Origin of the sequence: Thermoanaerobacter kivui (assembly GCF_000763575.1) — a bacterium.
GTDB lineage: Bacteria > Bacillota > Thermoanaerobacteria > Thermoanaerobacterales > Thermoanaerobacteraceae > Thermoanaerobacter > Thermoanaerobacter kivui.
Map to the genome: position 1 here is coordinate 465,960 of NZ_CP009170.1, position 26,454 is coordinate 492,413.

Genomic DNA, 26,454 nt, shown 5'->3' on the forward strand with positions numbered 1-26,454 from the left:
TGGTTAACATTTATTATTTGCTGAGAAAATAAAATTAAAACACTAAGTTTATCCTAAGGATAAAGTTATTTTAATTAAGCTTGTTATTATGAGTGAAAGTTCAAAAAATTCTCTGCTTATACTTTAAAGCGTACAGTTTAAAATATGGCGTATTCTTAAAAAAATTAAAGATTGCAAGCGATAAATCAATAAAACGGCCATTTTTAAGCTTCTATGCCTATTGTGAAATTTTGTTTTTTCTATTATAATTTATTTCGTCACTGATAGCGGGATGTGGCGCAGTTGGTAGCGCACGTGCTTTGGGAGCATGGGGTCGGGGGTTCAAGTCCCTCCATCCCGACCAGTGTGGTCGTATAGCTCAGCTGGGAGAGCACCTGCCTTACAAGCAGGGGGTCATAGGTTCGAGTCCTATTGCGACCACCATTATTTATATAAAAATCAAAAGTGTGGAGGGATACCCAAGCGGCCAAAGGGGGCAGACTGTAAATCTGTTGGCTATCGCCTTCGATGGTTCGAATCCATCTCCCTCCACCATCGAAAAAGAAGACCGAAAGGTCTTTTTTTATTTTCTCCCTCAAGCATCTTGACATGGTAAAAAAGTGTAGTATAATATTATTTGAAAGAGAAAATTATTATCTCCTGATAAAAATATTGAATTAAGGAGGAAATATTTATGAGAGAAATGACAAAACACAATTTAAGTGAAGCTTACGCTGGAGAAAGCCAGGCTCACATGAAGTATCAAATTTTTGCTGATGTAGCTGAAAAAGAAGGAAAACCTAACATCGCAAGACTTTTCAGAGCTATTTCTTATGCTGAATTGGTACATGCTACAAATCACTATAAGATTCTTGGAGAAGTTGGAAATACTGTTGAGAATCTTGAAAAAGCAATAGCAGGTGAAACATTTGAGGTAGAAGAAATGTATCCTGCTTATAACGCTGTTGCAGAGCTTCAGGAAGAGGCTGGAGCTAAAAAGAGCATACATTATGCCATAGAAGCAGAAAAAATACACGCAAAATTGTATACTGAGGCAAAAGAAGCTGCCTTAAAAGGAGAAGACATTAAAATATCAAAAGTTTACATATGCCCTGTTTGCGGATATACATCTGTTGACGTATTGCCAGAAAAATGTCCTGTTTGCGGCGTTCCGGGAGAAAAGTTTGTGGCATTTTAAATATAATTTTTCAAATCAAAAAAGAGCATGTTTTGTCATGCTCTTTTTTGATGCAGTGTGTGTAAAACGTCAGCAACCTACACAGTTGTGACACACACCTTTAATGCAAAAATGTTTGACATAGCAAATAAATTGTGGTATAGTAAACAACAGAAAATTTAATAACATGCTCTTATCAAGAGAGGTGGAGGGAAAGAGCCCGATGAAACCCAGCAACCTGTCCTATAGGACAAGGTGCTAATTCTCTCAGAAGCATGCTTCTGAAAGATGAGGGTATGTGCCTCTTCTTTTGGAAGGGGTTTTATTTTGTTTTTAAGGAGGAATAGAAAAAAATGCGTAGACTGTTTACATCTGAATCAGTCACAGAGGGGCATCCTGATAAAATTTGTGATCAGATTTCTGACGCAATATTAGATGAAATTTTGAAAAAAGATCCCTATGCCAGAGTTGCTTGTGAGACTGCTGTAACTACCGGTTTGGTTTTAGTAATGGGTGAAATTACTACAGATTGTTATGTAGACATACCGAAAGTTGTAAGGAAAGTAGTAGAAGAAATTGGCTATACTAGAGCAAAATTCGGTTTTGACGCTGATACTTGTGCGGTTATCACTTCTATTGATGAGCAATCACCGGATATTGCCCTCGGTGTAGACAAGGCATTAGAAGCTAAAAGAGGAGAACTTTCAGATTCGGAAATTGAGGCTATTGGCGCTGGAGACCAGGGTTTAATGTTTGGTTTTGCTTGCGATGAAACAGAAGAATTAATGCCTATGCCTATAATGCTAGCTCACAAGCTTGCAAGAAGACTGGCGGAAGTTAGAAAGAACGGGACATTAAGCTATTTAAGACCAGATGGTAAAACACAAGTAACAGTAGAGTATGAAGATGACAGGCCTGTGAGGGTAGATTCTGTTGTAGTATCAGCTCAACATGCACCTGAGATTGATCACGATACTATTGAAAGAGATATTATTGAACATGTAATAAAACCTATAATTCCTGAAAATATGATAGATGATAAGACTAAAATTTTTGTAAATCCCACAGGAAGGTTTGTAATTGGTGGACCTCAAGGTGATAGCGGACTTACAGGAAGAAAAATTATTGTAGACACCTATGGCGGATATGCAAGGCACGGAGGCGGAGCTTTTTCTGGTAAAGACCCTACAAAAGTTGATAGATCCGCAAGTTATGCTGCAAGATATGTGGCAAAAAATATTGTGGCAGCAGGACTTGCTAAGAAGTGTGAAGTGCAATTAGCTTATGCGATAGGTGTTGCTACACCTCTTGAAATAGGTATTGATACTTTTGGCACAGGTAAAATATCAGATGAAAAGATTTCGGAAATTGTAAAACAAGTTTTTGATTTAAGACCTGCAGCTATAATTAGGGATTTAGATTTAAGAAGACCTATTTATAGACAAGTTGCAGCTTATGGCCACTTTGGAAGACACGACTTAGACCTCCCATGGGAGAAAACAGACAAAGTAGATATATTAAGAAAATTGGCAGGAATATAAATTTGAAAGCCCGGGTAAACCCGGGCTTCTGGCATTTTTTATATATCTTTTTTAATGCCATAGAATTTATGTTTTGTAAACGCTTCGCTACCTTAATTATACCACAAAAATTGAAAAAAAGAAATGAATTGGCTTTAATTTGCTTTAAATATAAGGTAAAATTAAATAAAGAAAAGAATTAAAACAGGAGAATCGGCTATGATTGACATAGAGGGTGTAGTTGAAGAAATAATTTTTAGAAATGAACAAAATGGTTATACGGTTTTAGAATTAAGTACCCAAGGTTTAGTAGTCACTGCTGTAGGTTATATGCCTTATGTAAACATTGGGGAAAGAATTAAAATTGAAGGAGAATGGGTAGAACATCCTGATTATGGTGAGCAAATTAGGGTTTTAAATTATGAAACCTTGGCTCCCACCACTTTAGAAGGAATAGAAAAGTTTTTATCTTCTGGCTTAATTCCTGGAATAGGTCCTATTACAGCAAGAAAAATTGTAAAAAAGTTTGGCGTAGATTCTTTAAATATAATTGAAACTGCACCAGAAAGATTAAAAGAAATAAAAGGTCTAAGCGATGAGAAGATAAAAAGAATTTGTGAAGCTTATGAAATGCAAAAGGGCATAAAAGAAGTGATGGTGTTTTTGCAGGGGTACGGTATTTCCACTGCAATGGCTATAAAGATTTATAAAGAATACGGAAACAACGCGATTGAAATTATTAAGCAAAACCCTTACAGATTGGCTGACGATATATTTGGAATAGGATTTAAAACTGCAGACAAAATAGCAGAGAGCCTAGGAGTTGACCCTCATTCTCTATATCGCATATCTTCTGGTACTCGATATGTTTTGATGCAGTATGCGGCAAATGGTCACACCTATGTGCCAAAAGAATTGTTAAAAAAAGAAGCAGCAAGTTTGTTAGAAGTAAGTGAAGAAGAAGTAGAAGATTCTTTTGTGCTTTTAGTACAAAATGAAAAAATACATATTGAAACTTTTGAAGATGATACTGTAGGAATTTACTATATACCTTACTATATAGCTGAATTACACACAGCAGAGAGATTGTTTAACATGACACTAATGGAAAATGAAGATTTAGGCATAGATGTCCAAAAAGAAATTAGAAATTTTGAAAAAGAAACAGGTATTTTGTTGGCAGAAAATCAAAAATTGGCTGTGGAAGAAGCTGTTAAAAATTCTGTTGTTGTCATAACGGGAGGTCCAGGCACAGGAAAGACTACGATAATAAATTGTATAATACGTATTTTTGAAAAAGCTGGTAAAAAAGTGGCTCTTGCAGCCCCAACAGGAAGAGCCGCAAAAAGGATAACGGAAGCTACTGGAAAAGAGGCAAAAACTATTCATAGGCTTTTAGAATATACTTATTCGGAGGAAGAAGGGAAGGGCTTTAACAAAAATGAAAAAGACCCATTAAAATACGACGTTATAATAGTTGACGAAGCTTCAATGGTAGATATATTGCTTATGAATGCTTTATTAAAAGCCCTACCTATAGGGGCAAAACTGATTTTAGTAGGGGATGCTGATCAGCTTCCATCTGTTGGAGCCGGAAATGTCCTAAGAGATATAATAGACAGTGGAATAGTAAAAGTGATACGTTTAAAAGAAATTTTTAGACAGCAAAAGCAAAGTTTGATAGTAGTAAATGCTCACAAGATAAATAATGGAGAATATCCAACCTATAACGATAAAAATAGTGATTTCTTTTTTATAAATGCTAACACCCAAGAGGATATATTAAAAACCATATTGGAGCTTGTGACAAACAGACTTCCTAAAGCTTATGGATTTCATCCTATTAATGATATTCAAGTACTTACCCCTATGAGAAAAGGGATAATTGGTGTTCACAATTTAAATTTAGAGCTGCAAAAAGCATTAAATCCCCACGACAAAACTAAAGCCGAAAAAATAATGAAGGAATTTGTCTTCAGGGTTGGGGATAAAGTGATGCAAATAAAAAATAACTACAAGATAAAATGGAAAAAAGGCGATGAAGAAGGAGAAGGAGTGTTTAACGGAGATATAGGAATAATTCAATCAATAGACGAAGAATTACAGGAATTGACTGTATATTTTGACGATGAAAAATTTGTCACTTATGACTTTTCTGATTTGGATGAACTAAATTTGTCTTATGCTATAACAGTGCACAAAAGCCAAGGCAGTGAATTTCCTGTTGTCATAATGCCAATTACTTATGGGCCTCCTATGCTACTTACAAGAAACCTTTTATACACTGCCGTTACAAGGGCAAAGAAATTGGTTATTTTGGTGGGTCAAGAGAAATATTTGAAATTTATGATTGACAACAATAGAATCTCAAAAAGATATTCAGGGCTTCTTTCAAGGCTTAAAAAAGCACTTTTGTATGTAAACTAAATATTACGATTTTACACAAAATAGAGGAAAATTTACTGTAAAATGATAATTTTTTAATTAATTTTAATTTAATAATGCCGATATAAAATATAAAAGAAAAGTGAATTGCAATAAGGGGCAATAAAGATGATTTTTTTAGACCTTTTATTTCCACCAAAAACAACCTGTATTATTTGTAAAACTGCTATAAAAACAGGATATTTATGCGACAAATGCAAAAGCACATTAAAATTTATTGAGGGTAATAGGTGTAATATTTGTGGTAAACCAATAGACTATGAAGGAACATGTCTTGATTGCTTAGAGCATGGCCATGAATTTAAACAAAATATAAGTCCTTTTGAATACGATGGTGTTCTAAAAGACTTAATAGGGCGGTTCAAATATTTCAAAGAAAGAGAATTGGCACCTTTTTTTGCAGACTATATGGCTAATGCAGTTAAAAAAATGGACTGGCCTATCGATGTCATAGTACCTGTTCCTCTTCACAAAATTAGACTTGACGAAAGAGGTTACAATCAGTCAGAACTTTTGGCAAGAGAACTTTCTTATCGGTTGAATATTTTTATGTCTAAAGCTTTAAGAAGAGTGAGAAATACAACAACACAGACTGCTTTGCACAAAGAAGAGAGGATAGAAAACGTAAAGGGTGCTTTTAAAGTGACTTACAAAGATACTATTGTTGGGAAAAATGTGCTACTGGTAGACGACGTGTTGACAACAGGCGCTACTTTGAACGAGTGTGCCAAAGTCTTAAAAGAAAATGGGGTAAAAGATGTATATGTGGTTACTATAGCAACTGGCAAAAATATGTGATGGGGAGTTTGAAGTATCAAAAAGGGGATGAAAAGAAATGGAAATAAGAAATTGTAAAAGGTGCGGAAGGCTTTACACGTATACAGGAATTGATTTATGTCCAGAATGTTATAGACAGGATGAAGAAGATTTTATGAAAGTGCGGGATTATTTAGATGCTCACCCTTCAGCTACCATGCTGGAAATATCTCAAAATACACAGGTTTCTACAAAGAAAATAATGGATTTTTTAAAGGAAGGCAGGCTTATTTTAACCTCTAATAACGTCAATATAGGTCTTAGGTGCGAAAAATGTGGTAAACCAATACTTACAGGTAGGTTTTGTGACGAGTGCAAAACCAAATTAGCTAAGGAACTAATGAAAGGCTATTCGATTCAATCCGAGAATAAAGAAGATGAAAAACAGACAGGAGAAAGGCTGTACGTTTATGAAAACCAAAAAAAGAAAAAATGATTTTTATATTAAACTTTTAAATTATTAAGTCGATATTAGTAGTACGGGGGTGTTAAAAATGAAAATTTATAACAACAATATTGAAAAAATAATGTCAGTTTATCGAGTAGATCCGGTAGAAAAGGTTACCAGCAAGAAAGCGGAGATAAAAGATAAAGTTGAGATATCAGAAGAAGCAATTAAACTTGCACAAAGTTCAATTGAATTTGAAAAGATTAAGAATCAAAAGATTGAAAACATAAAGTCAATGCTTAATGCAGGAACTTACAATGTAAAAGCTGAAGATGTGGCGGATGCTATTCTTAAGGGAATATTGTTGAATAAAAAAATTTAAAAAGGGTGTGCTGGCAATGGCTAATAGCCAAAAGCTTGTAGATGTATTAAGGGGAGAAACAGAAATTTACAAAGTTTTATTAGACTTAGCGATAAAAAAAACTGATATTATAATTGCAGGGAAAGTAAAAGAATTAGATGAAATAGTTCAAATAGAGAAGCAACTTATAAAAAAACTTATGGAATTAGAAGAACAAAGAGAGGATATATTGGAGAAGATTGATATAGAAGGCAAAATGACAATAACCGACTTGATAGAATCCATTTCTTCAGAAGAAGCAGAAAACCTAAGAGATATCAAATATAATCTGACTAATATTTTAAAAGAACTTGAAGAAAGAAACAAATTAAATGCTGCTTTAATTGAACAAGCGTTAGAATATATAAACTATTCTATTCAAACAATATCAAGTGCCTTAGAAAGTGATGATGGTGTTTATGGGAATAGTGGCAATATAAAAAGATACACCAGCCTAATTGACAAAAAGGCATAGGGGGATGAAGATGTCTACTTTTCAAGGATTAGAAATAGCAAAGACAGGATTGTTTGTAAGCCAAAAGGCTTTGGATGTCACTGGACACAATATTGCAAATGCTAATACTCCTGGGTATACTCGTCAAGTAGTAGATATGGCCTCAATTGCACCACCTACTACTTTTGGCATGTATGACCAATGGGGAAAAGTTATAGGAGAAGGCGTAAAAATACAGGATATAAGGCAAATCCGCGACCAATTTTTAGACAACCAATTCAGAAGGGAAAATAAATTTTTGGGTGAATGGGAAACAAAAGCGCAAGTTTTAGCTGCTGTTGAAGATATATTTAACGAACCTTCAGATAGCGGAATAAACACAGTGCTTAATGACTTTTTTAATTCCCTTCAAGAGTTATCCAAGAATCCCGAAAGTTTGACGGTAAGAGCGGAAGTTAGAGAGCGAGCTATTGCTCTTGCTGATACTTTTAATACTGTATATCAGCATCTTTATGATAAATTAAACGAATTGAATTCTACCATACAAAGTAGGATTTCAGAAATAAATTCTTATGCCGACAGAATAAGCAAATTAAACAATGAAATATATAGATTTGAACTTAGCGGACAGACAGCAAATGACCTAAGAGACCAGAGAAATCTCCTTGTCGATCAGCTTTCTAAGTTGGTGAATATTACTACTTATGAAGATTCTAATGGAAATTTCAGAATCGACATAGCTGGACAAGCTTTAGTTGATGGGTCGACTGCTTTTACTATGAGTATGGATAGCACTGGAAATGTCGTATGGGATTTGACGGGAACCTCTGTAAACCCTTCAAGTGGTATATTAAAAGGCTTACTTGATATGAGAGATGGAGATGGCACCAACGGGATAAAAGGAGTACCCTATTATATAAATGAATGGAATAAACTGGCATATAGCATAGCGAAGGAAATAAATGCTGTCCATGAGTCAGGTTATGGTCTGGATGGGTCTCATGATATTCCCCTTTTTGGTGGTTTTGATACGACTGGGGCATACGATTCAAAAGTTCAATATGCGCAATTAATTAAAGTAAGTTCACAAATATTAGCATCAGATGGACTTCAAAAGATAGCTGCAGCTTCTGATCCTAATGCTTTACCGGGAGATAATACAAATGCTTTACAACTTATTGGACTGAGGGATATACCTATTCAAGGACTGAATGGAGCAACATTTGATGATTTTGCAAGGTCTTTAATATCAAATCTTGGAGTGGATGCCCAGCAGGCCAATATGATGCAACAAAATCAGCAGGTCATGGTGAAACAGATTGATTTAAACAGACAATCGGTATCTGGTGTATCCTTAGACGAAGAGATGACAAACATGTTAAAGTATCAAAAATCCTATGCTGCTTCTGCAAGAGTGATAACAGTTATGGATGAACTTTTAGATACTCTTATAAATAGGATGGGCATTGTAGGAAGATAATATGTCATCCTGAGACGAAGCCGAAGGATCTCAGACCCAAGAGGAATACCATACAGTATTAGACTAAGGCAGGTGTAAAAAATGAGAATTACAGATAACATGCTTATAACGAATTTTTTAAACAACTACAACAATAACCTTGAACGATTACAAAAAAATCAAAACATGTTATCTACAGGCAAAAGAATATCAAGGCCTTCTGATGACCCTGTTGCAGTAGCTACAAGCCTACGTATTCGAACAGATATGACAAGAAATGATGCTTATACCAAAAATGCCGATGATGCAAAATCCTGGTTGGACATAACTGATACTGCTTTAAGTCAATTGAATGACCTGTTACAGCGCACAAGAGAATTAGCAGTTGAAGGATCTAATGGGACTTTGACACAAACAGATATGCAAAAAATAGCTAACGAGATAGAGCAGTTAAAAACGCAGATGATACAAGTAGGGAATACTCAATACAATGGAAGGTATATATTTGCAGGTTTTAAAACTACAACCCAGCCTTTTAGTGAGACCAAGAATTCTTATAGTGGTGATAATGGTGTAATAGAGTTTGAAGTAGGTGCTGGGGGAAATAAAATAGCTGTAAATGTAACTGGAGATAAAGTTTTTAATGTAGATTCGACAGGAATTTCTCAACTTCTTACTGTGATGGATAAACTAAAAAATGCATTAGACTCGGGAGACCACCAGGCTGTAAGCAGCATGATAGCTGAGGTGGATAAGCAGCTGGAAAATGTTTTATCTGTAAGGGCAGAAGTAGGAGCAAAGTCAAATAGATTAGACCTCATACAAAATAGGCTCCAAAGTGATAATTATAACTTTACAGCCTTACTGTCTAAAAATGAAGATGCAGATTTGGCCCAAGTTATTACAAATCTCAAAATGGATGAAAATGTATATAGAGCATCACTAGCTGCGGGAGCTCGTATTATGCAACCTAGTCTTATAGACTTTTTAAGGTGATAATATGAATATAGTGATAAATCAAACTTTTGGCAGGATAGGTATAGACACTACTCCTGCCCAAATTTCTATACAAAGCCCAAAAGCAGACCTTGAAATAGAACAAATACCTGCAAAAATGGAAATAGACAAAAAACTTCCGCAAGTGCATATAGACCAATATCAGTGTTTTTATGAAGCAGGGCTTAAAAATATCTTTGACCTTGTACATGATGAGGCAGAGAGGAGTAAAAAGATAGCTTTGGATGCTATAGGTAAAATTGCTGAAGATGGGGATATATTAGCTTCTATAGAAACTCACCAAGATGCAATTGTAAGTTTAAGTGAAGAAGCCTTGATTCAGGATATAGATTTCAACGTTGACCTCATGCCAAAGTCAAGGCCTAAAATATGGTTTGAAGGATATTTAAAGATAAATTGGGAATTGGGTGGTGTAGAAATAAAAGCAATCCCTCACAAGGTTGTAATATCTGCAACACCAGCTCATGTAGAAATATACCTAAGGCAATATCCTTCGATAAAAATAGAGTATATAGGGAATCACGTTGATAAGAGGATATGATTTAAAAGAAAGTGAGGAATTTGGGATGGAACTTAATACAAAAAATTTTGGAATTATCCATTACAATGAAGAGGATGTCATTTACTTCGAAGAAGGTATTCCGGGTTTTGAAGAATTGCACAATTTCTTGATAATTGGCGATGAAAGTGAAGATATGCCTTTTAAATGGCTTCAATCAATAGATAACCCTGACATAGCCTTTGTAGTCATTGACCCCAGAGTTTTTAAGCCGGATTATACCTTTGAAATTGATGAAGAATTAAAAAATTTTCTGGCGGTAGAGGATGTAAATCACCTTTTAATATTCGTGATTGTGGTAATCCCCGAGAAGATAGAAGAGATGACTGCCAACCTGAAAGCTCCTATAATTATAAACGCTGAAAACAACAGAGGGGCCCAGATTATACTGGATAATGATAAATACCTGATAAAACATCCTATACTGGAGGAACTTAAAAATGCTTATTCTCACGCGTAAAATAGGTCAATCCATAATTATAGGGGAAAATGTAGAAGTAAAGATAGTAAGTATTGAAGAAGGGAAAGTAAAACTGGGGATTACCGCTCCAAAAGAAGTGACTGTATTAAGAAAAGAACTCATAGAAGTAATGGATGAAAATATAAAGGCGGCAAGTGTGAGCAAAGAAGCTGTAAAGGAGATAGAAAAATTTATCAAAAAACGCTAAAGTAAATCAAAAATATATCGATATATATAGTGGAAACAAAAGATAAAGCAGTTGGCCAACTGTGGACCTTAAAAACTTAAAAAGGCAAGGATGCCAAATAAAAAATTCAAGGAGGAAGGATAGTATGATTATCAATCACAACTTAAGCGCGTTAAACGCATGGAGAGCACTTTCAATTAATACTGCAAACACACAAAAAGCATTAGAGAAACTCTCATCGGGCCTTAGAATCAACCGCGCTGGCGACGATGCTGCAGGTCTAGCTATCAGCGAGAAGATGAGAGGGCAGATCCGGGGGTTGGAACAGGCTAGCCGTAATGCCCAGGATGCGATTTCCCTCATTCAAACGGCTGAGGGCGGCTTGAATGAGGTGCATTCAATTCTTCAAAGGATGAGAGAACTGGCTGTTCAGGCAGCCAATGGGACCTTGACCAATGATGACAGGGCCGCCATTCAGGCTGAAATCGATAACCTCAAAAACGAGGTAAACCGCATTGCCAATCAAACCGAATTCAATACGATGAAGCTTCTGAATGGTTCCCTGGGCACGAAGGTTACTATTACCAGCGGAAATGAAGTTACAGCTGCTAGCGTGACGGGAACTATTTCTACTACAGGTTCGTTTACCATTGACCTTATTCGAGTTGGAGCAGCTCATGTTTTGTGGTCGAATGCGCCAACTAAAGATGATGGGTCAGGGAATGCTACCTCTGTAAGTTTAGACACTACATCGTCACTTAATACCTTATTTGGCAGCGGTGCATTCGACGGAACCCAGCAACTGGTTATCTCACAGGGAAGTCAAACGATTAACGTGGCATTAAAAGGGGATGATACAATTGCAGGTATAATCAATACGATAAACCAGCGTGCACAAGAATTGAAGATGAATATTACTGCTTCCTTTGATAGTGTTAATGGGAAGATTTTACTTACTTCAACCGAAACTGGTATGGCCAACAGTATCACTGTAAGCGAAGTAGGCTTTACATCAAATGTTACTTTCGGCTGGGATGACCAAACGACTGCTGCTGATTATCAGTACACGGTAACAAACAACACTACGGGCATCACATCTGCCACATTGAGTTCTGCAACGAAGTCTGCAACTATAAACGACACTACTTCTGGTCTGACAGGTGTTACAGTAGTCTTCGGTAATACTGCTTCAGGTACGGCTGCTACTATTAACATCACTTCCAATGCGGTAGACATGCATATTGGTGCTAATGAAAATCAGGTAATGGAAATTGCCCTCAATGATATGCGGGCAACGGCCCTTGGAGTTGGGGCGATTGGTAAAGATATAAACGGCAATACCAGAACGTCCCAATTTGCCAACCTAAATGACATCGATGTGTCAACCTCATCTAATGCAGAAGACGCAATTATTACTATTGACAAAGCAATTAATGAGGTCTCTGCCGAACGCTCCAAGCTTGGTGCCTACCAGAACCGCCTTGAACACACCATCAACAACCTGTCCGTGGCTGCCGAAAACCTCACTGCCGCCGAGTCCCGTATCCGCGACGTAGACATGGCTCAAGAAATGATGGAATTCACAAAGAACAATATACTCAACCAAGCAGCGACAGCAATGCTCGCTCAGGCAAATCAATTACCACAGACTGTATTACAATTACTCAGATAATAAAGAGGGAGGCTTTGCCTCCCTTAAATCATATTTTTGGCTTTTAAGTCTCTTGTTTTCAATATATAAACATGCAAGCCCCACTGGTTCATTGAGCAGTTTGATGTTGTCATATTGGATGAGAGAATACAATAATGTTTAATTGATAATTGGTTGGATGTAAATCTGGGATACTCGAAAGATATTTAGTTTCTTTTGCTTTTAAGAGGAGTTCATGCTGTTTAGTCATAGCGGTAAAAATCAAGTTTATCTTACAAAATCAGCATTAGGGAGAAATTGCGAAAAAACTTTTTCCCTTTAAAAATTGATGATATAATTATTTTAAGAGACAAGCTTAAAGGGAAGTGATGAGAAAGTGCAAACATTGAATTTGATAGAGACTTTAGACAAATCATCAAGTATTTTAAATAACGCTAAGCCTTTTTTAAAATGGGCAGGCGGAAAAACACAGTTATTAGATGAGTTATATAAGAGGTTGCCATCTACAATACTTCAAAAAGGTGAAATAGAAAGATATGTAGAGCCTTTCGTGGGTGGCGGTGCATTCTTTTTCTTTCTGAAGAAAAATTTTAAGATAAAAGAGTCATTTTTGATGGACATAAATAAGGAATTGATAGTTGGCTATAAAGCCGTTCAAAATAATGTAAATGAATTGATTCATGAGTTAAAAGAAATGGAAGAGAAGTATTTGAAATTGTCAGAAGAAGACAGGAAAAATTTTTACTACAGGATTAGAGAGGAGTACAATAAACAGAAGGACAATTTTGACTATGTAAATTACAATTTGGATTGGGTAAAGAGAGCTGCGTATTTGATTTTTTTGAATAGGACATGCTTCAATGGACTGTACAGATTAAACAAAAAAGGTGAATTTAACGTGCCTTTTGGGAAGTATAAAAATCCTACTATTTGTGATGATTACAATTTAATTGAAGTAAGTAAAGCATTAGAGAATACAGAGATTATTTGTGCGGATTTTGAAGAAAGTGAAAAATATATAGCTAAGAATACCCTAGTTTACCTTGATCCTCCTTACCGTCCTCTAAACAGTACGTCTAATTTTACAAGTTATAATGAGGATGGGTTTGATGATGATGACCAGAGGCGGTTAGCTCAGTTTTTTAAAGAAATGGATAAAAGAGGAGCTTATCTTATTCTCAGCAATTCAGACCCTAAAAATGAAGACCCTCAGGATGACTTTTTCGACAAACTATACGCCGGATTTATTATTGAAAGAGTAAAGGCGAAAAGATATATTAACAGTGATGGCAGTAAAAGAGGAGAGATAAACGAATTGGTTATAAGGAATTATGGATAGGGGGCTAAAAATGAAGGAGTTATATCTCAAATTTTTGAATGTGGTAAGCGAAGAGGAAGTAATAGAGAAATTTCATGATACGTTAATTGATACAAACAGAGGATATAACTTTTTTGTTGACTGGAATAAAGTAAAAAAGCATGTTGAGAGATATAAGGTAGAAATAAATATTCTGAACAGCTTGATTGGTAGTAAAAAGTTTGATGATGATTTGAGAAAAATTTTATTGAATTATCCTCAGGTATTACCTGTAATACCGATTTTATTGGCGATAAGAGAACTTAACTTTAAGGTGATACGGGATTTTGCTGATAAAAATTCAGACATTGTAGACTATAACTTTAGGGTTAGGACTCTTACTTTAGAAGAAGTTGAAAGTATTGTAGAGTTTTTTAATAAGACTGGTTTGAAGGATTTCTTTGTTGGAATGGCTACTAGAAACTTGCAGGACTATGTGATGGGCGTAGAGGTGGGCATGGATACCCACGCAAGGAAAAATAGAAGTGGAGATGCGATGGAATTATTACTAAAACCAATTGTTGAGAAGCTAGCTTTCAAAAATGGATTTAAGACGGTGCTTTTTCAGAAAAAGTTTGGATATCTAAAAACTAACTATGGCATAGAGGTTGATTCTGCGATCAGAAATAGAAAAGCTGATTTTATCTTAATAAATCATACGGGTAAGGTTGTAAACATAGAAGTAAATTTTTATTCAGGAACAGGTTCAAAACCCCAAGAAATAGTGGATTCATACATAGAAAGGCAAAATGAACTAAAAGATAATGGGTTTGAATTTATTTGGATTACAGATGGAGATGCCTGGAGGGGGCAAAAGAATCAGATTCGAAAAGGTTTTGAGAAAATAGATTATTTGTTAAATCTTCATTTTGTGCGCATTGGGTTATTGGAGGAAGTATTATGCAGAATATAGAATTTAGAAAGGAAATTACAACTGTATGGTCTTTTCCTGAAAGGGGAAATTGGAAGACGCATAATGGAAGCTACAGAGGCAATTTTGCACCTCAGATTCCAAGAAACGTCATATTGAGGTATTCTAACGAGGGAGATATTGTACTCGATCCAATGGTTGGGAGCGGCACAACTTTAATAGAAGCCAAATTATTGAATAGACGTGGTATAGGGTTTGATATAAATCCTGAGAGTGTAGAGTTAGCGAAAAGAAATTTAGAATTTGATGGAGAGTACAAGTATGAGCAGATTGTAAGGGTAGGGGATGTGAGAAATTTAAAAGAGATTAGCGACAGCAGCATTGATTTAATAATAACGCATCCACCGTATTTAAATATCATAAAGTATTCAAATGGGAGAATAGAAGGGGACTTATCAAATATATCTGATGTTAAAAAATTTTGCGATGAGTTAGAAAAAGGAGTTATCGAACTTTATAGAGTTTTGAAAGAAGACAGATATTGTGCTATTTTAATAGGAGATACAAGAAAAAGCGGGCATTATATACCTCTTTCATATTATGTAATGAGACTTTTCCTTAAGAATGGCTTTGTATTAAAGGAGGACATTATAAAAGTTCAACATAATTGTAAGTCTACACCTTATTGGGAAAAACAAGTTGAGAAATATAACTTTTATATGATTATGCATGAACATTTATTTATATTTAGAAAGCCTAAAAAAGATGAAAATTTAAACAAAATAAAATATAGCACGGGCTTATACTAAACGGCGGGTACTTCCCGCCATTTAGCGTATTTTTATTTTATTACACTATAGAGATTTTATATTCTTTTAGCCACATGTTTATTTGTACGAAATAGGCAAAAAGTTGGGCTGAGCCCATAAGCTGTGAAAACCAGGCAGGGTCATAGGCTTTTGCATCTGTTTCTATAAGTTCTGCAACTATTTTTTTATCTACAAGTTGCAAAAGTGGGGATGTACTGTCGTTAATTATTTGCTTTAGCCATTTTTTAACGATGTTTTTAAATACAGGATTGTGTGTTTTAGGGTAGGGACTCTTTTTTCTTTCGATTACTTCATTTGGGATGTAACCTTTTAGAGCATATCTAAGTATCCCTTTTTCCCTTCCATTTAAATTTTTCATTTCCCAAGGTATATTCCAGACATATTCTACAAGCCTGTAGTCTAAAAAAGGTACTCTAGCTTCAAAACCTACTGCCATGCTCATTCTGTCCATTCTATCAAGAAGCATGGGCATAAATCTTGTTATGTTAAGGTAAAATATCTCCCTCATTCGGGTATTTTTGGGGTCTTCTCCATTCAGCTTTGGCACTTCATTTAAAGCTTCATTATATCTATCATTTAAGTATTCTATAGGTCTTATATATTTTACAACTTCTGGCAAAAGCAATTTCATGCGTTCATTGACTATTCTTATCCATGGGAAGGTGTGACTTTCAAGCGCTTCTTTGTGTCTAAACCAGGGATAGCCTCCAAAAACTTCATCAGCACCTTCTCCTGATAAAGCGACTGTTGCCCCTTTTTTTACTTCTTTTAAAAATAGATATAAAGATGAATCTATATCTGCCATACCTGGAAGGTCTCGAGCGTACAAGGCTGGCTTTAGAGCATCTGCAAGTTCTCCATTATCTATAAATACATAGTTATGGTTTGTGTCAAGTTTATTTGCAACAAATTTTACCCAGTCTGCGTCAGAGCTTGGTTGAAATTCGTTTGGCATAAAATATTTATCATTACCCACATAATCTACAGAATATGTTATAAGTTTGTGACCTTTTTGTTTTAATTCTTCATTTGCGAAGAAAGATACAGCAGTTGAATCAAGTCCACCTGATAGCAACGAACACAAAGGTACGTCTGAAACAAGTTGTCTTACTGATGAGTCTTTAAGGAGATACCTTATTTTTTCCGCCGTTTTCTCAAGGCTATCTTCATGGGGAATACTTTGTAATGACCAATATTTGTTTATGTTTACTCCATTTTTGGTAAATATGAGGTAATGCCCGGCTTTTAATTCTTTAATGTCTTTAAAGACACCACATCCGGGAGTTCTTGAAGGGCCCATTACAAATATTTCTGCAAGACCTTGAGAGTCTATCTCGGGTTTTACATGAGGATGCGCTAATATTGCTTTGATTTCTGAGCCAAATATCAAAGACCCATTTTTAATGGTATAAAATAGTGGCTTTATTCCGAGATGGTCCCTGGCAATAAAAAGCCTATTTTGCACTTCATCCCATATTGCAAAAGCAAATATTCCATTAAATTTTTTAACACATAAAGGACCCCATTCTATATAAGATGTCAAAATAATTTCAGTATCTGAACGGGTTTTAAAAATATATCCCAAGGATATGAGTTCATTTTTTAATTCATCCATATTGTAGAGTTCTCCATTATGGATAATGACAAAATTTTTTTCACCATATTTTTTTATCATTGGTTGACTACCGCCTTGTGGATCTATTACAATTAATCGACGATGGCCTAAAGCACAATGTTTTGACAACCATATTCCAGAGCCGTCAGGTCCTCTTTTTTTAAGAGTGTCTGTCATTTTTTCGATTACTTCATTTTGAAGTGACAAGTCCATATTAAAGTTAACCCATCCCGTTATTCCACACATAAAAATCCTCCTAAAATTTAAATCTATAAGTAAATATATTCTCTTTTTTTGCCATTGATACATGTTATAATTTTCTAATGAACTTTTAATTTTTACATGATATAATAAAAACATAAATGTTTTAGGAGGATGCGGCTTATATGGAGAAAGTGATAAAAGAGCATTATTACGAAGAAAACGACATTGCTGAAAGAATAAAGCTTTTAAAAAAGAAATTAAATGAATGCAATATAGAGCTTCCCAAAGCTTTAGAGCTGAGCCGTGAATTAGACGAATTGATTGTTATGTACATGAAAAGAGAAAAACAAGTAAAACAGGTAAAATAAAGTGCTGTTTTACTTGTTTTTCTTTTTGCGTGAAAATTACATAAAAAACTTTAAACTTTTTAAAATATATGTCGATATTTATAATAGCAAAAAGGGAAGTTGTTACAAATGATAAATTTTTATTCCAGGAGGTAATAACGGCATGTTGCAGGGGATAAATACTGCGGGAACGGGGCAAGTAAATTCGCAGTTTAAAAGAGATAGTGCGTTAGTAGAGGAAATAAAAGCAGTAAAAGATATACTTAGTAAACCTGTGGATGAAGCTAAACTTAATAGTGAGCTTAATAAAGAAAATAGAAAAATAAGCATTAACGATCATACATATTTTGAATTTTCTGTACACAAGCCTACAAACACAATAGTGGTCAAAATTGTTGATAGCGATAAAAATGAAGTTATTGACGAGATTCCTCCTGAAAAAATACTTGACCTTGTGGCAGGATTATGGAAAATAGCTGGACTTTTTGTGGATAGAAAAATATAGTTGGGGGTATGAAAAATGGATCCAATAAGTATGAATAGCTACAATGTGAGCAATTTATTGAGAATCAGTGGTCTTGCGACAGGACTCGATACTGATTCTATGGTACAGCAGTTAATAAGAGCTGCCAGTATTCCTCTTGATAGATTAGAACAACAAAAGCAATGGTATCAATGGCAACAAGAGGGTTTAAGGGATATAAACAGTCAGCTTATGTCACTCCGAAATGACAATGTTTTTAAGCTCAAACTGCAGGGAACTTTTATGGCAAAAACTGTTACATCGTCAAATTCTTCAGTTGCTACCGCTACAGCAGGGGCAAATGCGGTGAATGGGACTTATACAATTAACGTAACTTCATTGGCTGAGGCGCCCACGTATGTTACAACTCCAACAGCTACTACTATAAATAATACTGGTGGAGATGTTATGCTAACTTTAAATGGGCAATCATTGGTAATAAAAAATAATGCAACCATAGGCGATGTTGTCACTGCAATAAATAATTTAACTTCCCAAACTAATGTAAGTGCCACTTATGACAGTACATTAAACAAATTGTTTTTAGTTTCTAGCAAAACAGGTTCTCAATCTACTATTACTCTGACAGCTAATGATACTAATGGGCAAACTGTTTTGCAAAATTTAGGATTGCCAACATCTGGTATAAATGTAACAGGTAGCAATGCATCCTTCAGCTTTAATGGTTTTTCAATGACAAGCCCTACAAATAACATAACAGTTGCAGGAATAAACATTACTCTTACGGGCACAGGCACTACAACTCTCACTGTTTCAACGGATGTTGACAAAATATATAACACAATAAAAAGCTTTGTTGACAGTTACAATGATATAATTACAAAGATTAATGCAAAGCTTACAGAAAAAAGATATTACGATTATCCACCTTTGACTTCTGAACAAAAGCAAGCTATGAAAGACAGTGATATAACTTTATGGGAACAAAAAGCTCGTTCTGGGGATTTGGCTAATGACGAAACTCTTATGAGAATATATTATTCTATGAGAAATGTCGTTTCTTCTACAGTTTCCGGTGTAGGCTCTTTAAGTTCAATTGGTATTACTACAGGCCAATGGTATGAAGGTGGGAAGTTATATATTGACGAAACAAAGCTTAGAGATGCTATTGCAACCAATCCTCAATTGGTAATGAATATATTTACAGGTACCTCAACTTCTCAAGGTATTGCACAGCAGCTTTACGATACCTTAAACAGTGGCATTGATGCCATAACTCAAAAAGCAGGTAGTACCACACAGCTTTATGATACAAGTTTTATAGGAAACAGAATAAGAGAAATAGATGATAGGATTGCTCAAATGCAAGATTATCTAAATAACCTTGAACAGAGATATTATGCACAATTTACACAGTTAGAGATGTATGTAAGCCAAATGAATTCACAAAGTGCGTGGCTAAGCCAGCAAATTGGTGTTATGACGAAATAAAAGGGGGTGCAGCAATGGTAAATCCGTATCAGCAATATAAAGAGAATGCAATTTTGACTGCCAGTCCTGAAGAGCTTGTTTTAATGCTTTATAATGGTATAGTAAGGTTTATAGAAGAAGCAAAAGGGGCGATAGAAAAAAAAGATTACATGGCAGCTAATAACAGCATACAGAGGGCACAAGACATTATTACAGAGCTTATGCTTACCTTGGATATGAATTATGACATATCTAAAAACTTGTACAGCCTCTATGACTATATGCTAAGAAGATTAATTGATGCTAATGTAAAAAAAGACGTGACAATTTTAGAAGAAGTAAAAGGGTTTGCAATAGAATTAAGAGATACTTGGAGTCTAGCCCTTAATAAGGTTAGAGAGAAAGTCTATGCAAAGGGTTGATGAGATGCATAATAATGTAGAAAAGCTTACTCAAATTGTACAGGATAAAATTCAAAGATTGAAAGAACTTTATGAGGTTACTGAAAAAATAGGTGTATCTATAACTTCCAACAATTTAGAAGAATTGAAAAATTTACTTACTACAAAGCAAAAAATTATAGAAGAAATTGACAAATTAGATGCCGATTTTATACCTTTATATAATGTTTTTAAAAAGCAAAATAAAGTGGAAAGTATTTTTGCTTTGGAAGGGAAAGTTACGGAAGAAATAAGTAAATTGAAAGCACTCTTTATAGAAACAAAAGCCCTTTTGGAAAAAATAAAAGAGAAAGACGATAAAAATCTTCAAAATATAACTGCTATTTCCGAAAAAATAGAAAACAAATTAGAGGAATTGTCAAAGAATAAAGAAGGGTACATAGAATATCTTAAATACTATACACCTGACAGTTATTTTTTAGATAAAAAACGCTAAAAGAAGCGGCAAATCGCCGCTTCTTTAAATTTAAATTTTAAATTTATTTATTGTACTCATCAAGGTATTTGCAATATTGCTCAAATCTTGTGCGGATTTTGATATTTCTTCTATTGCAGTTTTTTGCTCTTCTGTTGCGGAAGATATTTCTTCGGTTGAAGCGGCAGCTTCTTCTGTTACTGCGGCGATATTTTGTATCGAATCTAACATTTCACTTCTGCTTTGAGAAATTTTCAACATTGATTCATTAAGTTTATTAAGTTCTTCTACGATTCTATTTACTGCTTGCTGAATGCCGTAGAAAGTGTGAACTGTTTTTGCTAAAGATTCATTTTGTTGTTCTATAGAAGCACTTGCTTCTTCTACTACTTTATAAGTATCGTCAATATTTTGTTGTATTTCTTTTATAATAGCTTCGATATTTTTAGCGGCTTCAGAAGACTGATTAGCCAATTTTCTAACTTCATCAGCTACTACGGCAAAACCGCGACCGGCTTCTCCTGCACGGGCTGCTTCAATTGCAGCATTTAATGATAAAAGATTGGTTTGGTCAGCTATTGCGGTTATTGTTTCTACAATTTTTCCTATTTCATGAGATTTTTTCTTTAAATAGGAAGTAGATTCTTTCACTTTGCTGTGCATTAGTTCTGTGACTTTAGTCTTTTCGCTTAATTCTTTTATATTTTCTAATCCAGTATTTGCTGCTTTTGTTACAGAATCAGTTTCTTCATTTATATTCATTGAATTTTTCATTGTCACATCTAAATTTTGACTTAACAAATTGGTAATAGTTGCAGCTTTTTCAGCTTCTTTTGCTTGCTCCTGCGCGCCTTTTGCTATTTCTTCCATAGCTGCAACTACTTCATTTGTGATTTGCTCAGCTTTATTTGATGCAAAGGATACTTTTTTAGAATATTCGTATACAGAATTTGCGGCAGATAATACGTCGGCTACTAAGCTTTTTATACCATCTATCATAAGGTTGAAGCTTAAAGCTAGCTTGCCTATTTCGTCGTTTGATTTCACTTCTACTTCTTGTGTCATATCCCCATTTGCAGCTTTGCTCATTACTGTCATGACTTTTCCTATTTTTGAAGTAATATTTTTTGAGAAGAAATATGCTACTAATATTCCTATTAAAAGACTTATTAAACTAAAAATTATTGTGTTGTATTTTATTTGAGAAGTTTTTTCAGCAAGTTCTGAAGAATCCATGGTTATTGCAGCTTTCCAACCAAAATTATTTAAAGTTTTTACAGATGCAAATTTATTTGTTCCATTGTCATTGTACTCAAAATTTCCTTCTTGCATAGAGAGAATCTTTTTACCGTAATCGTATTTTGTTATGTAGGAAAATAAATTTTTCTTATCTTTATCAGCGATTATAATGCCTTCATTAGAAATTAAATACACATTTCCTGTTTTCCCTACTTTTATAGAAGAAATCATGTTAGAAAGAGAATCTAAATTTATGTCAAAAGCCAAAACTCCTACGACATCAGAAGCAGCAGAAGTTAAAGAACTTCTAACGGCTTTTGAAACAGTAACTACTCCTCCATTTGTCCCATCATTGCTGTAAGGGCCAGTCCATATTATTGCATCCGGATTTTCAATAGCTTTTTTATACCATTCCTGGCTGGTAGGGTCATAGTTTGGGTCGAGGGGAAGGTCAGGAGATTGAATTATTTTTTTATCTGGTGTTGCAAAATAAATAAGAGATATTTTAGTACTTTTTGCTTTTAAAATGGTTGTAAATAAATCTTGTAAATTCTTTTTATTAGTTTCGAAATCACCTTGTCCTAAATTTAGAATTTGAGGATTGGCAGAGAGAATAATAAGTTGAGTTTCAATATCATTTTTGAAAAGGTCTACATAATTATTTATTAGTCCTAATGTATCAGCATTAGAGAGGTTAATAGTATCTTGTAAAGTTTTTATTGATTTGCTTGTAGACATATAACCAGTGAAAGCAAGAGGTACGATTATTATAAAGGCTATGAAGGTCATTAATTTAGCAAATATGCCGCTGCCACTGTTTGAAAGCTTTAGTCTAACGTTTGCATTAGGAATTTTGAAAAACGAAATTTTAGAGAACCTTAGTTTTAACTCTTTCTTTTGAATTCCTTTTTGCCTTTTCATTAGTTAAACACCTCCAAAGTGGGTGAATTAAGTTATGCAAGCGGTTGTATAAATATATTATACCACTGTTAGATGGATTTTACAATAAAATGTCGGAATTTGTATTTTGAGATCGTAAAAATTTTATTAAAATTTTATTGCTATTTAAGGTTTAAGGTGATATAATACACGTATAATATAATCGAAAGATTATATTGAACCAAAAATTCAAAGTGAGGGGATTATTAGTTATGTATCAAGACAAAGTGTTAGTGTGCAAAGATTGTGGAAAAGAGTTTGTGTGGACAGCAGGAGAACAACAGTTTTATGCGGAGAAAGGCTTTCAAAATGAGCCTGTAAGATGTAAAGCGTGCAGAGAAGCGAAAAAAAGAAGAAACCATCAGTACAATGCTAGAAGAGACAAGAAAGCTTTTGGCATGAGCAGATAATCCCCTTACTTTTTCGCAAGAAAAGTAAAGAGGATTATACAAAAGACACCATTTTGGTGTCTTTTTTACACTTCAGAACTTTTTCCACATTGTTAAAAGCGAATTTAAAAGTTATTCACAAACTTATCCACATTATCCACAGATTTTTATTTCACAACATATTTTTTTCTTTCTAAAAAAATTTCCTGTCCTCTTTAAAGAAAAAAATATTGAAATTTTATTCATATGATATTATAATTATGAAAGCAAAAGGTCAGAAAATCTATTTGTAGCAGTTATTTATAATTGACATTTTTTATGAATTTACAAAATTTTTATAAAGAGGAGAGGAGAAGAAAAATGAATAAAAAAACATTATTTGTTTTCTTAACAATGACAATTATTTTGGGTTTAATTTTATCCGCTTGTGGCAACAAACCAGCTAATACTTTGGACAAAATTAAGGAAAAAGGCGTTATCGTAATGGGTACAAGTGCAGATTTTCCTCCTTATGAGTTCCATAAAGTAGAAGGAAACAAAGATACAATAGTGGGGTTTGACGTTGATATAGCAAATGCCATTGCGAAAAAATTAGGGGTTAAGCTGGAGATAAAAGATATGGACTTTAAAGGGTTGATTCCAGCTCTTCAAGCAGGGCGTATAGATATGATAGTTGCTGGTATGACTCCAACCCCGGATAGAGCCGAAAATGTTGACTTTTCAGACCTTTATTACAACAGCCAACAAGTTGTGGTTGTAAAAAATGATAGTCCGATTTTGAAGTTTGATGACTTAAAAGGTAAAACTGTGGCGGTACAAATAGGTACCACTTCTGAAGAAGCTGCTAAAAAAATACCAGATGTAAATTTGAAGCAGCTAAATCGTGTTGGAGACGCCTTCATGGATTTAAAAAATGGCAGATGTGATGCAATAGTATTGGAGGATACTGTGGCAAATGCATATTTAAAAGAATACAAAGACATGAAGATACTTTCCATGAAAGAAATCAACACCGAGGAAGGTGGTATGGCTGTTGCAGTGGCTAAAGGAAATAAAGAATTAGTGAATATAATAAACGAAGTGATAAAAGAGTTAAAAACAAGTGGCGAATATGACAAACTTGTAGATAAATGGTTTAAGTAATGATGAAATTTAGTGGAGAATTTTCAAAATAGTTCTCCACTAAAATTTTGCAGAAAGGAAGATTTTTATGAGTGTAGATTTTTTGAGCATGGTAAAATACAGTCATTTATTTGTAAGCGGCCTTCTCATGACTTTAAAACTCACCTTTTTAGCAGTGACTATAGGAGTTATATTAGGCCTGATTGTTGCTCTTATTAAAATGTCTTCTATAAAACCTATAAGCTTTATAGGCGCAAGCTATGTTGAAATTATAAGAGGTACTCCTCTTTTGGTACAACTTTTATTGATATATAACGGTCTTATGCAATTTGGAATAGATATACCAGCTTTTACAGCAGGAGTTTCTGCTCTTGCCATAAATAGCGCTGCTTATGTTGCAGAGATTATAAGGGCAGGCATACAAGCTGTAGACCCTGGGCAAAACGAAGCAGCTCGTTCCCTTGGCATGACTCATGCTATGGCGATGAGGTATGTGATAATTCCCCAGGCAATAAAAAATATTTTACCTGCTTTGGGAAATGAATTTATCGTGATGCTCAAAGAATCAGCTATTGTATCAGTAATAGGCTTTGCTGACCTTACAAGGCAAGCAGATATTATACAAAGCATTACTTATAAATATTTCGAACCTTACATCATAATTGCAGCCATATATTTTGTAATGACATTTATCTTTTCAAGACTCCTTGGAATCTTTGAAAGGAGGTTGAGGGCTGGTGATACTCGTTAAAGATGTGCATAAAACTTTTGGCAATTTAGAAGTGTTAAAAGGTGTAAGTCTAAACGTAAATAAGGGAGAAGTTGTTGTGATAATAGGACCAAGCGGTTCAGGGAAAAGTACCCTTTTAAGGTGTATAAACATTTTGGAAGTGCCTACTAAAGGAGAAATCTACATTGAAGGAGTCAAAATAAACGACAAAAAAGTAAACATCAATAAGATAAGGCAAAAAGTAGGGATGGTTTTTCAGCATTTTAATTTGTTTCCACACTTAACGGCTTTAGAGAATGTAACTTTAGCTCCTATTAAAGTGAAAAAGATGGACAAAAAAGCCGCTGAGAATATAGCTTTGGGCTTACTGGAAAAAGTAGGTCTTTTAGACAAAAAAGACGAGTATCCTATTAAACTTTCAGGCGGTCAAAAGCAAAGACTTGCAATTGCAAGGGCATTAGCTATGCAGCCAGATATTATGCTTTTTGATGAGCCCACATCAGCCCTTGACCCTGAAATGGTAAAAGAAGTTTTAAACGTCATGAAAGGATTGGCTAATGAAGGAATGACGATGGTAGTTGTCACTCATGAGATGGGGTTTGCGAGGGAAGTAGGAGATAGAGTCATTTTTATGGACGATGGAATGATAATTGAAGAAGGGACGCCAGAAGATATTTTCTACAATACAAAAAATGAAAGGACAAAAGAATTTATAAGTAAGATTTTGTAAAGGCACTCTGAAAAGGAGTGCTTTTTTCTTTCCACATATTGCAGGAATATTGTTTTTTATGTAGAATTATATTAAATAGAAGGATAATGAGAGGGGTTTGATACTATGAATATCACAGTAAGCGGTAAAAATGGCATGACAGTTACGGATGGACTAAGGGATGCGGTTATAAAAAATGTGAGCAAATTAGGCAAATATTTTTCAGAAGATACTGAAGTGAGGACTGTTTTAAGTGTACAGAAAAACAATCACATTGCGGAAATTACAATACCTTTTAAGGGTATTATATTTAGAGCTGAAGAAGTCAGCGATGACATGTATGTGTCAATTGATAGGGTTGTAGACAAAATAGAAAAACAAATACTCAAACACAAGGCAAAGCTTAAAAATAGATTTGGTGCTAATGAGTCAATAAGGTTTGAAATTCCACCTGTTTATGAAGAAGCTAAGGGAGAAGAGGAAGAGGGTTCCTTTGAAATAGTTAAAACAAAGAAGTTCCCTATAAAGCCTATGTCACCTGAGGAAGCAATTCTTCAGATGAACCTTTTGGGACATAACTTCTTTGTATTTACAAATGCCGATACTGACACTATAAATGTCGTATACAAAAGAAAAGATGGGAAATATGGCTTAATAGAGCCAATAGAATAAAACTACATAAGAAGCTAAAAAATTGGGGATAGGCTCTATCCCCAATTTTTTTGTCTAAAAAGAAGGAATTTTAAATTTTGTATAGAAT

General features: G+C 34.6%; 28 protein-coding genes, 3 tRNA genes and 1 riboswitch. Of the genes, 29 read left to right on the top strand and 2 right to left on the bottom strand.

The window, feature by feature from the left end; all coding sequences use genetic code 11:
* Positions 1-267: 267 nt before the first annotated feature.
* The 19 genes from TKV_RS02295 to TKV_RS02390 all read left to right on the top strand — a co-directional run bounded on the left by TKV_RS02295 (position 268) and on the right by TKV_RS02390 (position 15,549).
* Positions 268-343 (top strand) — tRNA-Pro (locus TKV_RS02295).
* Positions 344-347: 4 nt separating this feature from the next.
* A tRNA-Val gene (locus TKV_RS02300) sits at positions 348-423 on the top strand.
* Positions 424-448: 25 nt separating this feature from the next.
* Positions 449-534: transfer RNA gene (locus tag TKV_RS02305), tRNA-Tyr, on the top strand.
* Between the two features lie 139 nt (positions 535-673).
* Positions 674-1,177 (top strand): rubrerythrin family protein, encoded by a 504-nt coding sequence (locus tag TKV_RS02310; RefSeq protein WP_049684593.1) that lies wholly within the window; start codon positions 674-676, stop codon positions 1,175-1,177.
* A gap of 169 nt (positions 1,178-1,346) precedes the next feature.
* A riboswitch (SAM riboswitch) is annotated at positions 1,347-1,451 on the top strand.
* Positions 1,452-1,509: 58 nt separating this feature from the next.
* On the top strand, positions 1,510-2,697 hold the full coding sequence (metK, locus tag TKV_RS02315; protein WP_049684594.1) for a methionine adenosyltransferase: 1,188 nt from the start codon (positions 1,510-1,512) through the stop codon (positions 2,695-2,697).
* 198 nt (positions 2,698-2,895) lie between these two features.
* Positions 2,896-5,103 carry an SF1B family DNA helicase RecD2 gene (gene recD2, locus TKV_RS02325; RefSeq protein WP_049684596.1) on the top strand — a complete coding sequence of 736 codons (2,208 nt, stop codon included), beginning with the start codon at positions 2,896-2,898 and terminating at the stop codon, positions 5,101-5,103.
* A 126-nt stretch (positions 5,104-5,229) separates the two neighbouring features.
* On the top strand, positions 5,230-5,919 hold the full coding sequence (locus TKV_RS02330) for a ComF family protein (protein WP_049684597.1): 690 nt from the start codon (positions 5,230-5,232) through the stop codon (positions 5,917-5,919).
* Positions 5,920-5,956: 37 nt separating this feature from the next.
* Complete coding sequence (locus TKV_RS02335) at positions 5,957-6,373, top strand: TIGR03826 family flagellar region protein (protein ID WP_049684598.1); 417 nt, start codon at positions 5,957-5,959, stop codon at positions 6,371-6,373.
* Positions 6,374-6,431: 58 nt separating this feature from the next.
* On the top strand, positions 6,432-6,707 hold the full coding sequence (locus tag TKV_RS02340; RefSeq protein WP_006569126.1) for a flagellar biosynthesis anti-sigma factor FlgM: 276 nt from the start codon (positions 6,432-6,434) through the stop codon (positions 6,705-6,707).
* A 16-nt stretch (positions 6,708-6,723) separates the two neighbouring features.
* On the top strand, positions 6,724-7,200 hold the full coding sequence (locus tag TKV_RS02345) for a flagellar protein FlgN (RefSeq protein WP_006569125.1): 477 nt from the start codon (positions 6,724-6,726) through the stop codon (positions 7,198-7,200).
* A gap of 10 nt (positions 7,201-7,210) precedes the next feature.
* Positions 7,211-8,659 carry a flagellar hook-associated protein FlgK gene (gene flgK, locus TKV_RS02350; protein WP_049684599.1) on the top strand — a complete coding sequence of 483 codons (1,449 nt, stop codon included), beginning with the start codon at positions 7,211-7,213 and terminating at the stop codon, positions 8,657-8,659.
* Between the two features lie 81 nt (positions 8,660-8,740).
* Complete coding sequence (gene flgL, locus TKV_RS02355) at positions 8,741-9,634, top strand: flagellar hook-associated protein FlgL (RefSeq protein ID WP_049684600.1); 894 nt, start codon at positions 8,741-8,743, stop codon at positions 9,632-9,634.
* A gap of 4 nt (positions 9,635-9,638) precedes the next feature.
* Positions 9,639-10,196, top strand: coding sequence for a DUF6470 family protein (locus TKV_RS02360; protein ID WP_049684601.1), 558 nt, complete (start codon positions 9,639-9,641; stop codon positions 10,194-10,196).
* A gap of 25 nt (positions 10,197-10,221) precedes the next feature.
* Positions 10,222-10,674, top strand: coding sequence for a flagellar assembly protein FliW (fliW, locus tag TKV_RS02365; RefSeq protein ID WP_049686178.1), 453 nt, complete (start codon positions 10,222-10,224; stop codon positions 10,672-10,674).
* Positions 10,655-10,882: a carbon storage regulator CsrA gene (gene csrA, locus TKV_RS02370; RefSeq protein ID WP_011024928.1), complete on the top strand. Its 228-nt coding sequence runs from the start codon at positions 10,655-10,657 to the stop codon at positions 10,880-10,882. Before fliW ends, csrA begins: the two co-directional genes overlap by 20 nt.
* A 124-nt stretch (positions 10,883-11,006) precedes the next feature.
* Entirely contained in the window at positions 11,007-12,533 is a 1,527-nt protein-coding gene (locus TKV_RS14060; protein WP_049684602.1) for a flagellin N-terminal helical domain-containing protein, read from the top strand.
* 355 nt (positions 12,534-12,888) lie between these two features.
* Positions 12,889-13,851: a DNA adenine methylase gene (locus tag TKV_RS02380; protein ID WP_049684603.1), complete on the top strand. Its 963-nt coding sequence runs from the start codon at positions 12,889-12,891 to the stop codon at positions 13,849-13,851.
* 10 nt (positions 13,852-13,861) lie between these two features.
* Positions 13,862-14,782, top strand: a complete 921-nt coding sequence (locus TKV_RS02385) for a type II restriction endonuclease (protein ID WP_049684604.1) — start codon at positions 13,862-13,864, stop codon at positions 14,780-14,782.
* Positions 14,770-15,549, top strand: coding sequence for a TRM11 family SAM-dependent methyltransferase (locus tag TKV_RS02390; protein WP_049684605.1), 780 nt, complete (start codon positions 14,770-14,772; stop codon positions 15,547-15,549). The genes TKV_RS02385 and TKV_RS02390 overlap by 13 nt, the downstream gene beginning before the upstream one ends.
* A 40-nt stretch (positions 15,550-15,589) precedes the next feature.
* Here the strand turns inward: TKV_RS02390 and asnB are convergent, their stop codons facing one another.
* Positions 15,590-17,431, bottom strand: coding sequence for an asparagine synthase (glutamine-hydrolyzing) (asnB, locus tag TKV_RS02395; protein ID WP_049684606.1), 1,842 nt, complete (start codon positions 17,429-17,431; stop codon positions 15,590-15,592).
* 140 nt (positions 17,432-17,571) lie between these two features.
* On the opposite strand from asnB, the gene TKV_RS02400 reads away from it, so the two are divergent.
* From TKV_RS02400 to flgN, 5 genes are all read left to right on the top strand, one after another.
* Positions 17,572-17,757, top strand: a complete 186-nt coding sequence (locus TKV_RS02400; protein WP_003869286.1) for a Spo0E family sporulation regulatory protein-aspartic acid phosphatase — start codon at positions 17,572-17,574, stop codon at positions 17,755-17,757.
* A gap of 142 nt (positions 17,758-17,899) precedes the next feature.
* Entirely contained in the window at positions 17,900-18,241 is a 342-nt protein-coding gene (locus TKV_RS02405; protein ID WP_049684607.1) for a flagellar protein FlaG, read from the top strand.
* Positions 18,242-18,256: 15 nt separating this feature from the next.
* On the top strand, positions 18,257-19,711 hold the full coding sequence (gene fliD / locus TKV_RS02410; protein WP_049684608.1) for a flagellar filament capping protein FliD: 1,455 nt from the start codon (positions 18,257-18,259) through the stop codon (positions 19,709-19,711).
* A 14-nt stretch (positions 19,712-19,725) separates the two neighbouring features.
* The gene (fliS, locus tag TKV_RS02415) at positions 19,726-20,112 is read left to right on the top strand and encodes a flagellar export chaperone FliS (protein WP_006569114.1); all 387 of its coding nucleotides are present in this window, start codon (positions 19,726-19,728) and stop codon (positions 20,110-20,112) included.
* On the top strand, positions 20,099-20,587 hold the full coding sequence (gene flgN, locus TKV_RS02420; RefSeq protein ID WP_236617310.1) for a flagellar export chaperone FlgN: 489 nt from the start codon (positions 20,099-20,101) through the stop codon (positions 20,585-20,587). The genes fliS and flgN overlap by 14 nt, the downstream gene beginning before the upstream one ends.
* A 30-nt stretch (positions 20,588-20,617) precedes the next feature.
* On the opposite strand, the gene TKV_RS02425 is transcribed toward flgN, so the two are convergent.
* Complete coding sequence (locus tag TKV_RS02425; RefSeq protein WP_049684609.1) at positions 20,618-22,726, bottom strand: methyl-accepting chemotaxis protein; 2,109 nt, start codon at positions 22,724-22,726, stop codon at positions 20,618-20,620.
* 230 nt (positions 22,727-22,956) lie between these two features.
* On the opposite strand from TKV_RS02425, the gene TKV_RS02430 reads away from it, so the two are divergent.
* The 5 genes from TKV_RS02430 to hpf all read left to right on the top strand — a co-directional run bounded on the left by TKV_RS02430 (position 22,957) and on the right by hpf (position 26,366).
* Entirely contained in the window at positions 22,957-23,154 is a 198-nt protein-coding gene (locus TKV_RS02430) for a zinc-ribbon domain-containing protein (protein WP_003869296.1), read from the top strand.
* 339 nt (positions 23,155-23,493) lie between these two features.
* Positions 23,494-24,276 carry a basic amino acid ABC transporter substrate-binding protein gene (locus TKV_RS02435; RefSeq protein ID WP_049684610.1) on the top strand — a complete coding sequence of 261 codons (783 nt, stop codon included), beginning with the start codon at positions 23,494-23,496 and terminating at the stop codon, positions 24,274-24,276.
* A gap of 67 nt (positions 24,277-24,343) precedes the next feature.
* Positions 24,344-25,006: an amino acid ABC transporter permease gene (locus TKV_RS02440; RefSeq protein WP_049684611.1), complete on the top strand. Its 663-nt coding sequence runs from the start codon at positions 24,344-24,346 to the stop codon at positions 25,004-25,006.
* Complete coding sequence (locus tag TKV_RS02445) at positions 24,993-25,715, top strand: amino acid ABC transporter ATP-binding protein (RefSeq protein WP_049684612.1); 723 nt, start codon at positions 24,993-24,995, stop codon at positions 25,713-25,715. Before TKV_RS02440 ends, TKV_RS02445 begins: the two co-directional genes overlap by 14 nt.
* A 105-nt stretch (positions 25,716-25,820) precedes the next feature.
* Positions 25,821-26,366 carry a ribosome hibernation-promoting factor, HPF/YfiA family gene (hpf, locus tag TKV_RS02450; RefSeq protein ID WP_049684613.1) on the top strand — a complete coding sequence of 182 codons (546 nt, stop codon included), beginning with the start codon at positions 25,821-25,823 and terminating at the stop codon, positions 26,364-26,366.
* Positions 26,367-26,454 lie beyond the last annotated feature (88 nt).

Excerpts from the sequence above, each read along its gene's own strand:
- TKV_RS02340 (WP_006569126.1), top strand. The coding sequence starts at position 6,432 with ATGAAAATTTATAACAACAATATTGAAAAAATAATGTCAGTTTATCGA.
- flgK (WP_049684599.1), top strand. The coding sequence starts at position 7,211 with ATGTCTACTTTTCAAGGATTAGAAATAGCAAAGACAGGATTGTTTGTA.
- hpf (WP_049684613.1), top strand. The coding sequence starts at position 25,821 with ATGAATATCACAGTAAGCGGTAAAAATGGCATGACAGTTACGGATGGA.
- fliW (WP_049686178.1), top strand. The coding sequence starts at position 10,222 with ATGGAACTTAATACAAAAAATTTTGGAATTATCCATTACAATGAAGAG.
- TKV_RS02430 (WP_003869296.1), top strand. The coding sequence starts at position 22,957 with ATGTATCAAGACAAAGTGTTAGTGTGCAAAGATTGTGGAAAAGAGTTT.
- TKV_RS02330 (WP_049684597.1), top strand. The coding sequence starts at position 5,230 with ATGATTTTTTTAGACCTTTTATTTCCACCAAAAACAACCTGTATTATT.
- fliD (WP_049684608.1), top strand. The coding sequence starts at position 18,257 with ATGGATCCAATAAGTATGAATAGCTACAATGTGAGCAATTTATTGAGA.
- asnB (WP_049684606.1), bottom strand. The coding sequence starts at position 17,431 with ATGTGTGGAATAACGGGATGGGTTAACTTTAATATGGACTTGTCACTT.
- TKV_RS02335 (WP_049684598.1), top strand. The coding sequence starts at position 5,957 with ATGGAAATAAGAAATTGTAAAAGGTGCGGAAGGCTTTACACGTATACA.
- csrA (WP_011024928.1), top strand. The coding sequence starts at position 10,655 with ATGCTTATTCTCACGCGTAAAATAGGTCAATCCATAATTATAGGGGAA.
- fliS (WP_006569114.1), top strand. The coding sequence starts at position 19,726 with ATGGTAAATCCGTATCAGCAATATAAAGAGAATGCAATTTTGACTGCC.
- TKV_RS02405 (WP_049684607.1), top strand. The coding sequence starts at position 17,900 with ATGTTGCAGGGGATAAATACTGCGGGAACGGGGCAAGTAAATTCGCAG.
- recD2 (WP_049684596.1), top strand. The coding sequence starts at position 2,896 with ATGATTGACATAGAGGGTGTAGTTGAAGAAATAATTTTTAGAAATGAA.
- TKV_RS02345 (WP_006569125.1), top strand. The coding sequence starts at position 6,724 with ATGGCTAATAGCCAAAAGCTTGTAGATGTATTAAGGGGAGAAACAGAA.
- flgN (WP_236617310.1), top strand. The coding sequence starts at position 20,099 with ATGCAAAGGGTTGATGAGATGCATAATAATGTAGAAAAGCTTACTCAA.
- metK (WP_049684594.1), top strand. The coding sequence starts at position 1,510 with ATGCGTAGACTGTTTACATCTGAATCAGTCACAGAGGGGCATCCTGAT.
- TKV_RS02440 (WP_049684611.1), top strand. The coding sequence starts at position 24,344 with ATGAGTGTAGATTTTTTGAGCATGGTAAAATACAGTCATTTATTTGTA.
- TKV_RS02390 (WP_049684605.1), top strand. The coding sequence starts at position 14,770 with ATGCAGAATATAGAATTTAGAAAGGAAATTACAACTGTATGGTCTTTT.
- TKV_RS02385 (WP_049684604.1), top strand. The coding sequence starts at position 13,862 with ATGAAGGAGTTATATCTCAAATTTTTGAATGTGGTAAGCGAAGAGGAA.
- TKV_RS02435 (WP_049684610.1), top strand. The coding sequence starts at position 23,494 with ATGAATAAAAAAACATTATTTGTTTTCTTAACAATGACAATTATTTTG.
- TKV_RS02310 (WP_049684593.1), top strand. The coding sequence starts at position 674 with ATGAGAGAAATGACAAAACACAATTTAAGTGAAGCTTACGCTGGAGAA.
- TKV_RS02360 (WP_049684601.1), top strand. The coding sequence starts at position 9,639 with ATGAATATAGTGATAAATCAAACTTTTGGCAGGATAGGTATAGACACT.
- TKV_RS02400 (WP_003869286.1), top strand. The coding sequence starts at position 17,572 with ATGGAGAAAGTGATAAAAGAGCATTATTACGAAGAAAACGACATTGCT.
- TKV_RS02425 (WP_049684609.1), bottom strand. The coding sequence starts at position 22,726 with ATGAAAAGGCAAAAAGGAATTCAAAAGAAAGAGTTAAAACTAAGGTTC.
- flgL (WP_049684600.1), top strand. The coding sequence starts at position 8,741 with ATGAGAATTACAGATAACATGCTTATAACGAATTTTTTAAACAACTAC.
- TKV_RS14060 (WP_049684602.1), top strand. The coding sequence starts at position 11,007 with ATGATTATCAATCACAACTTAAGCGCGTTAAACGCATGGAGAGCACTT.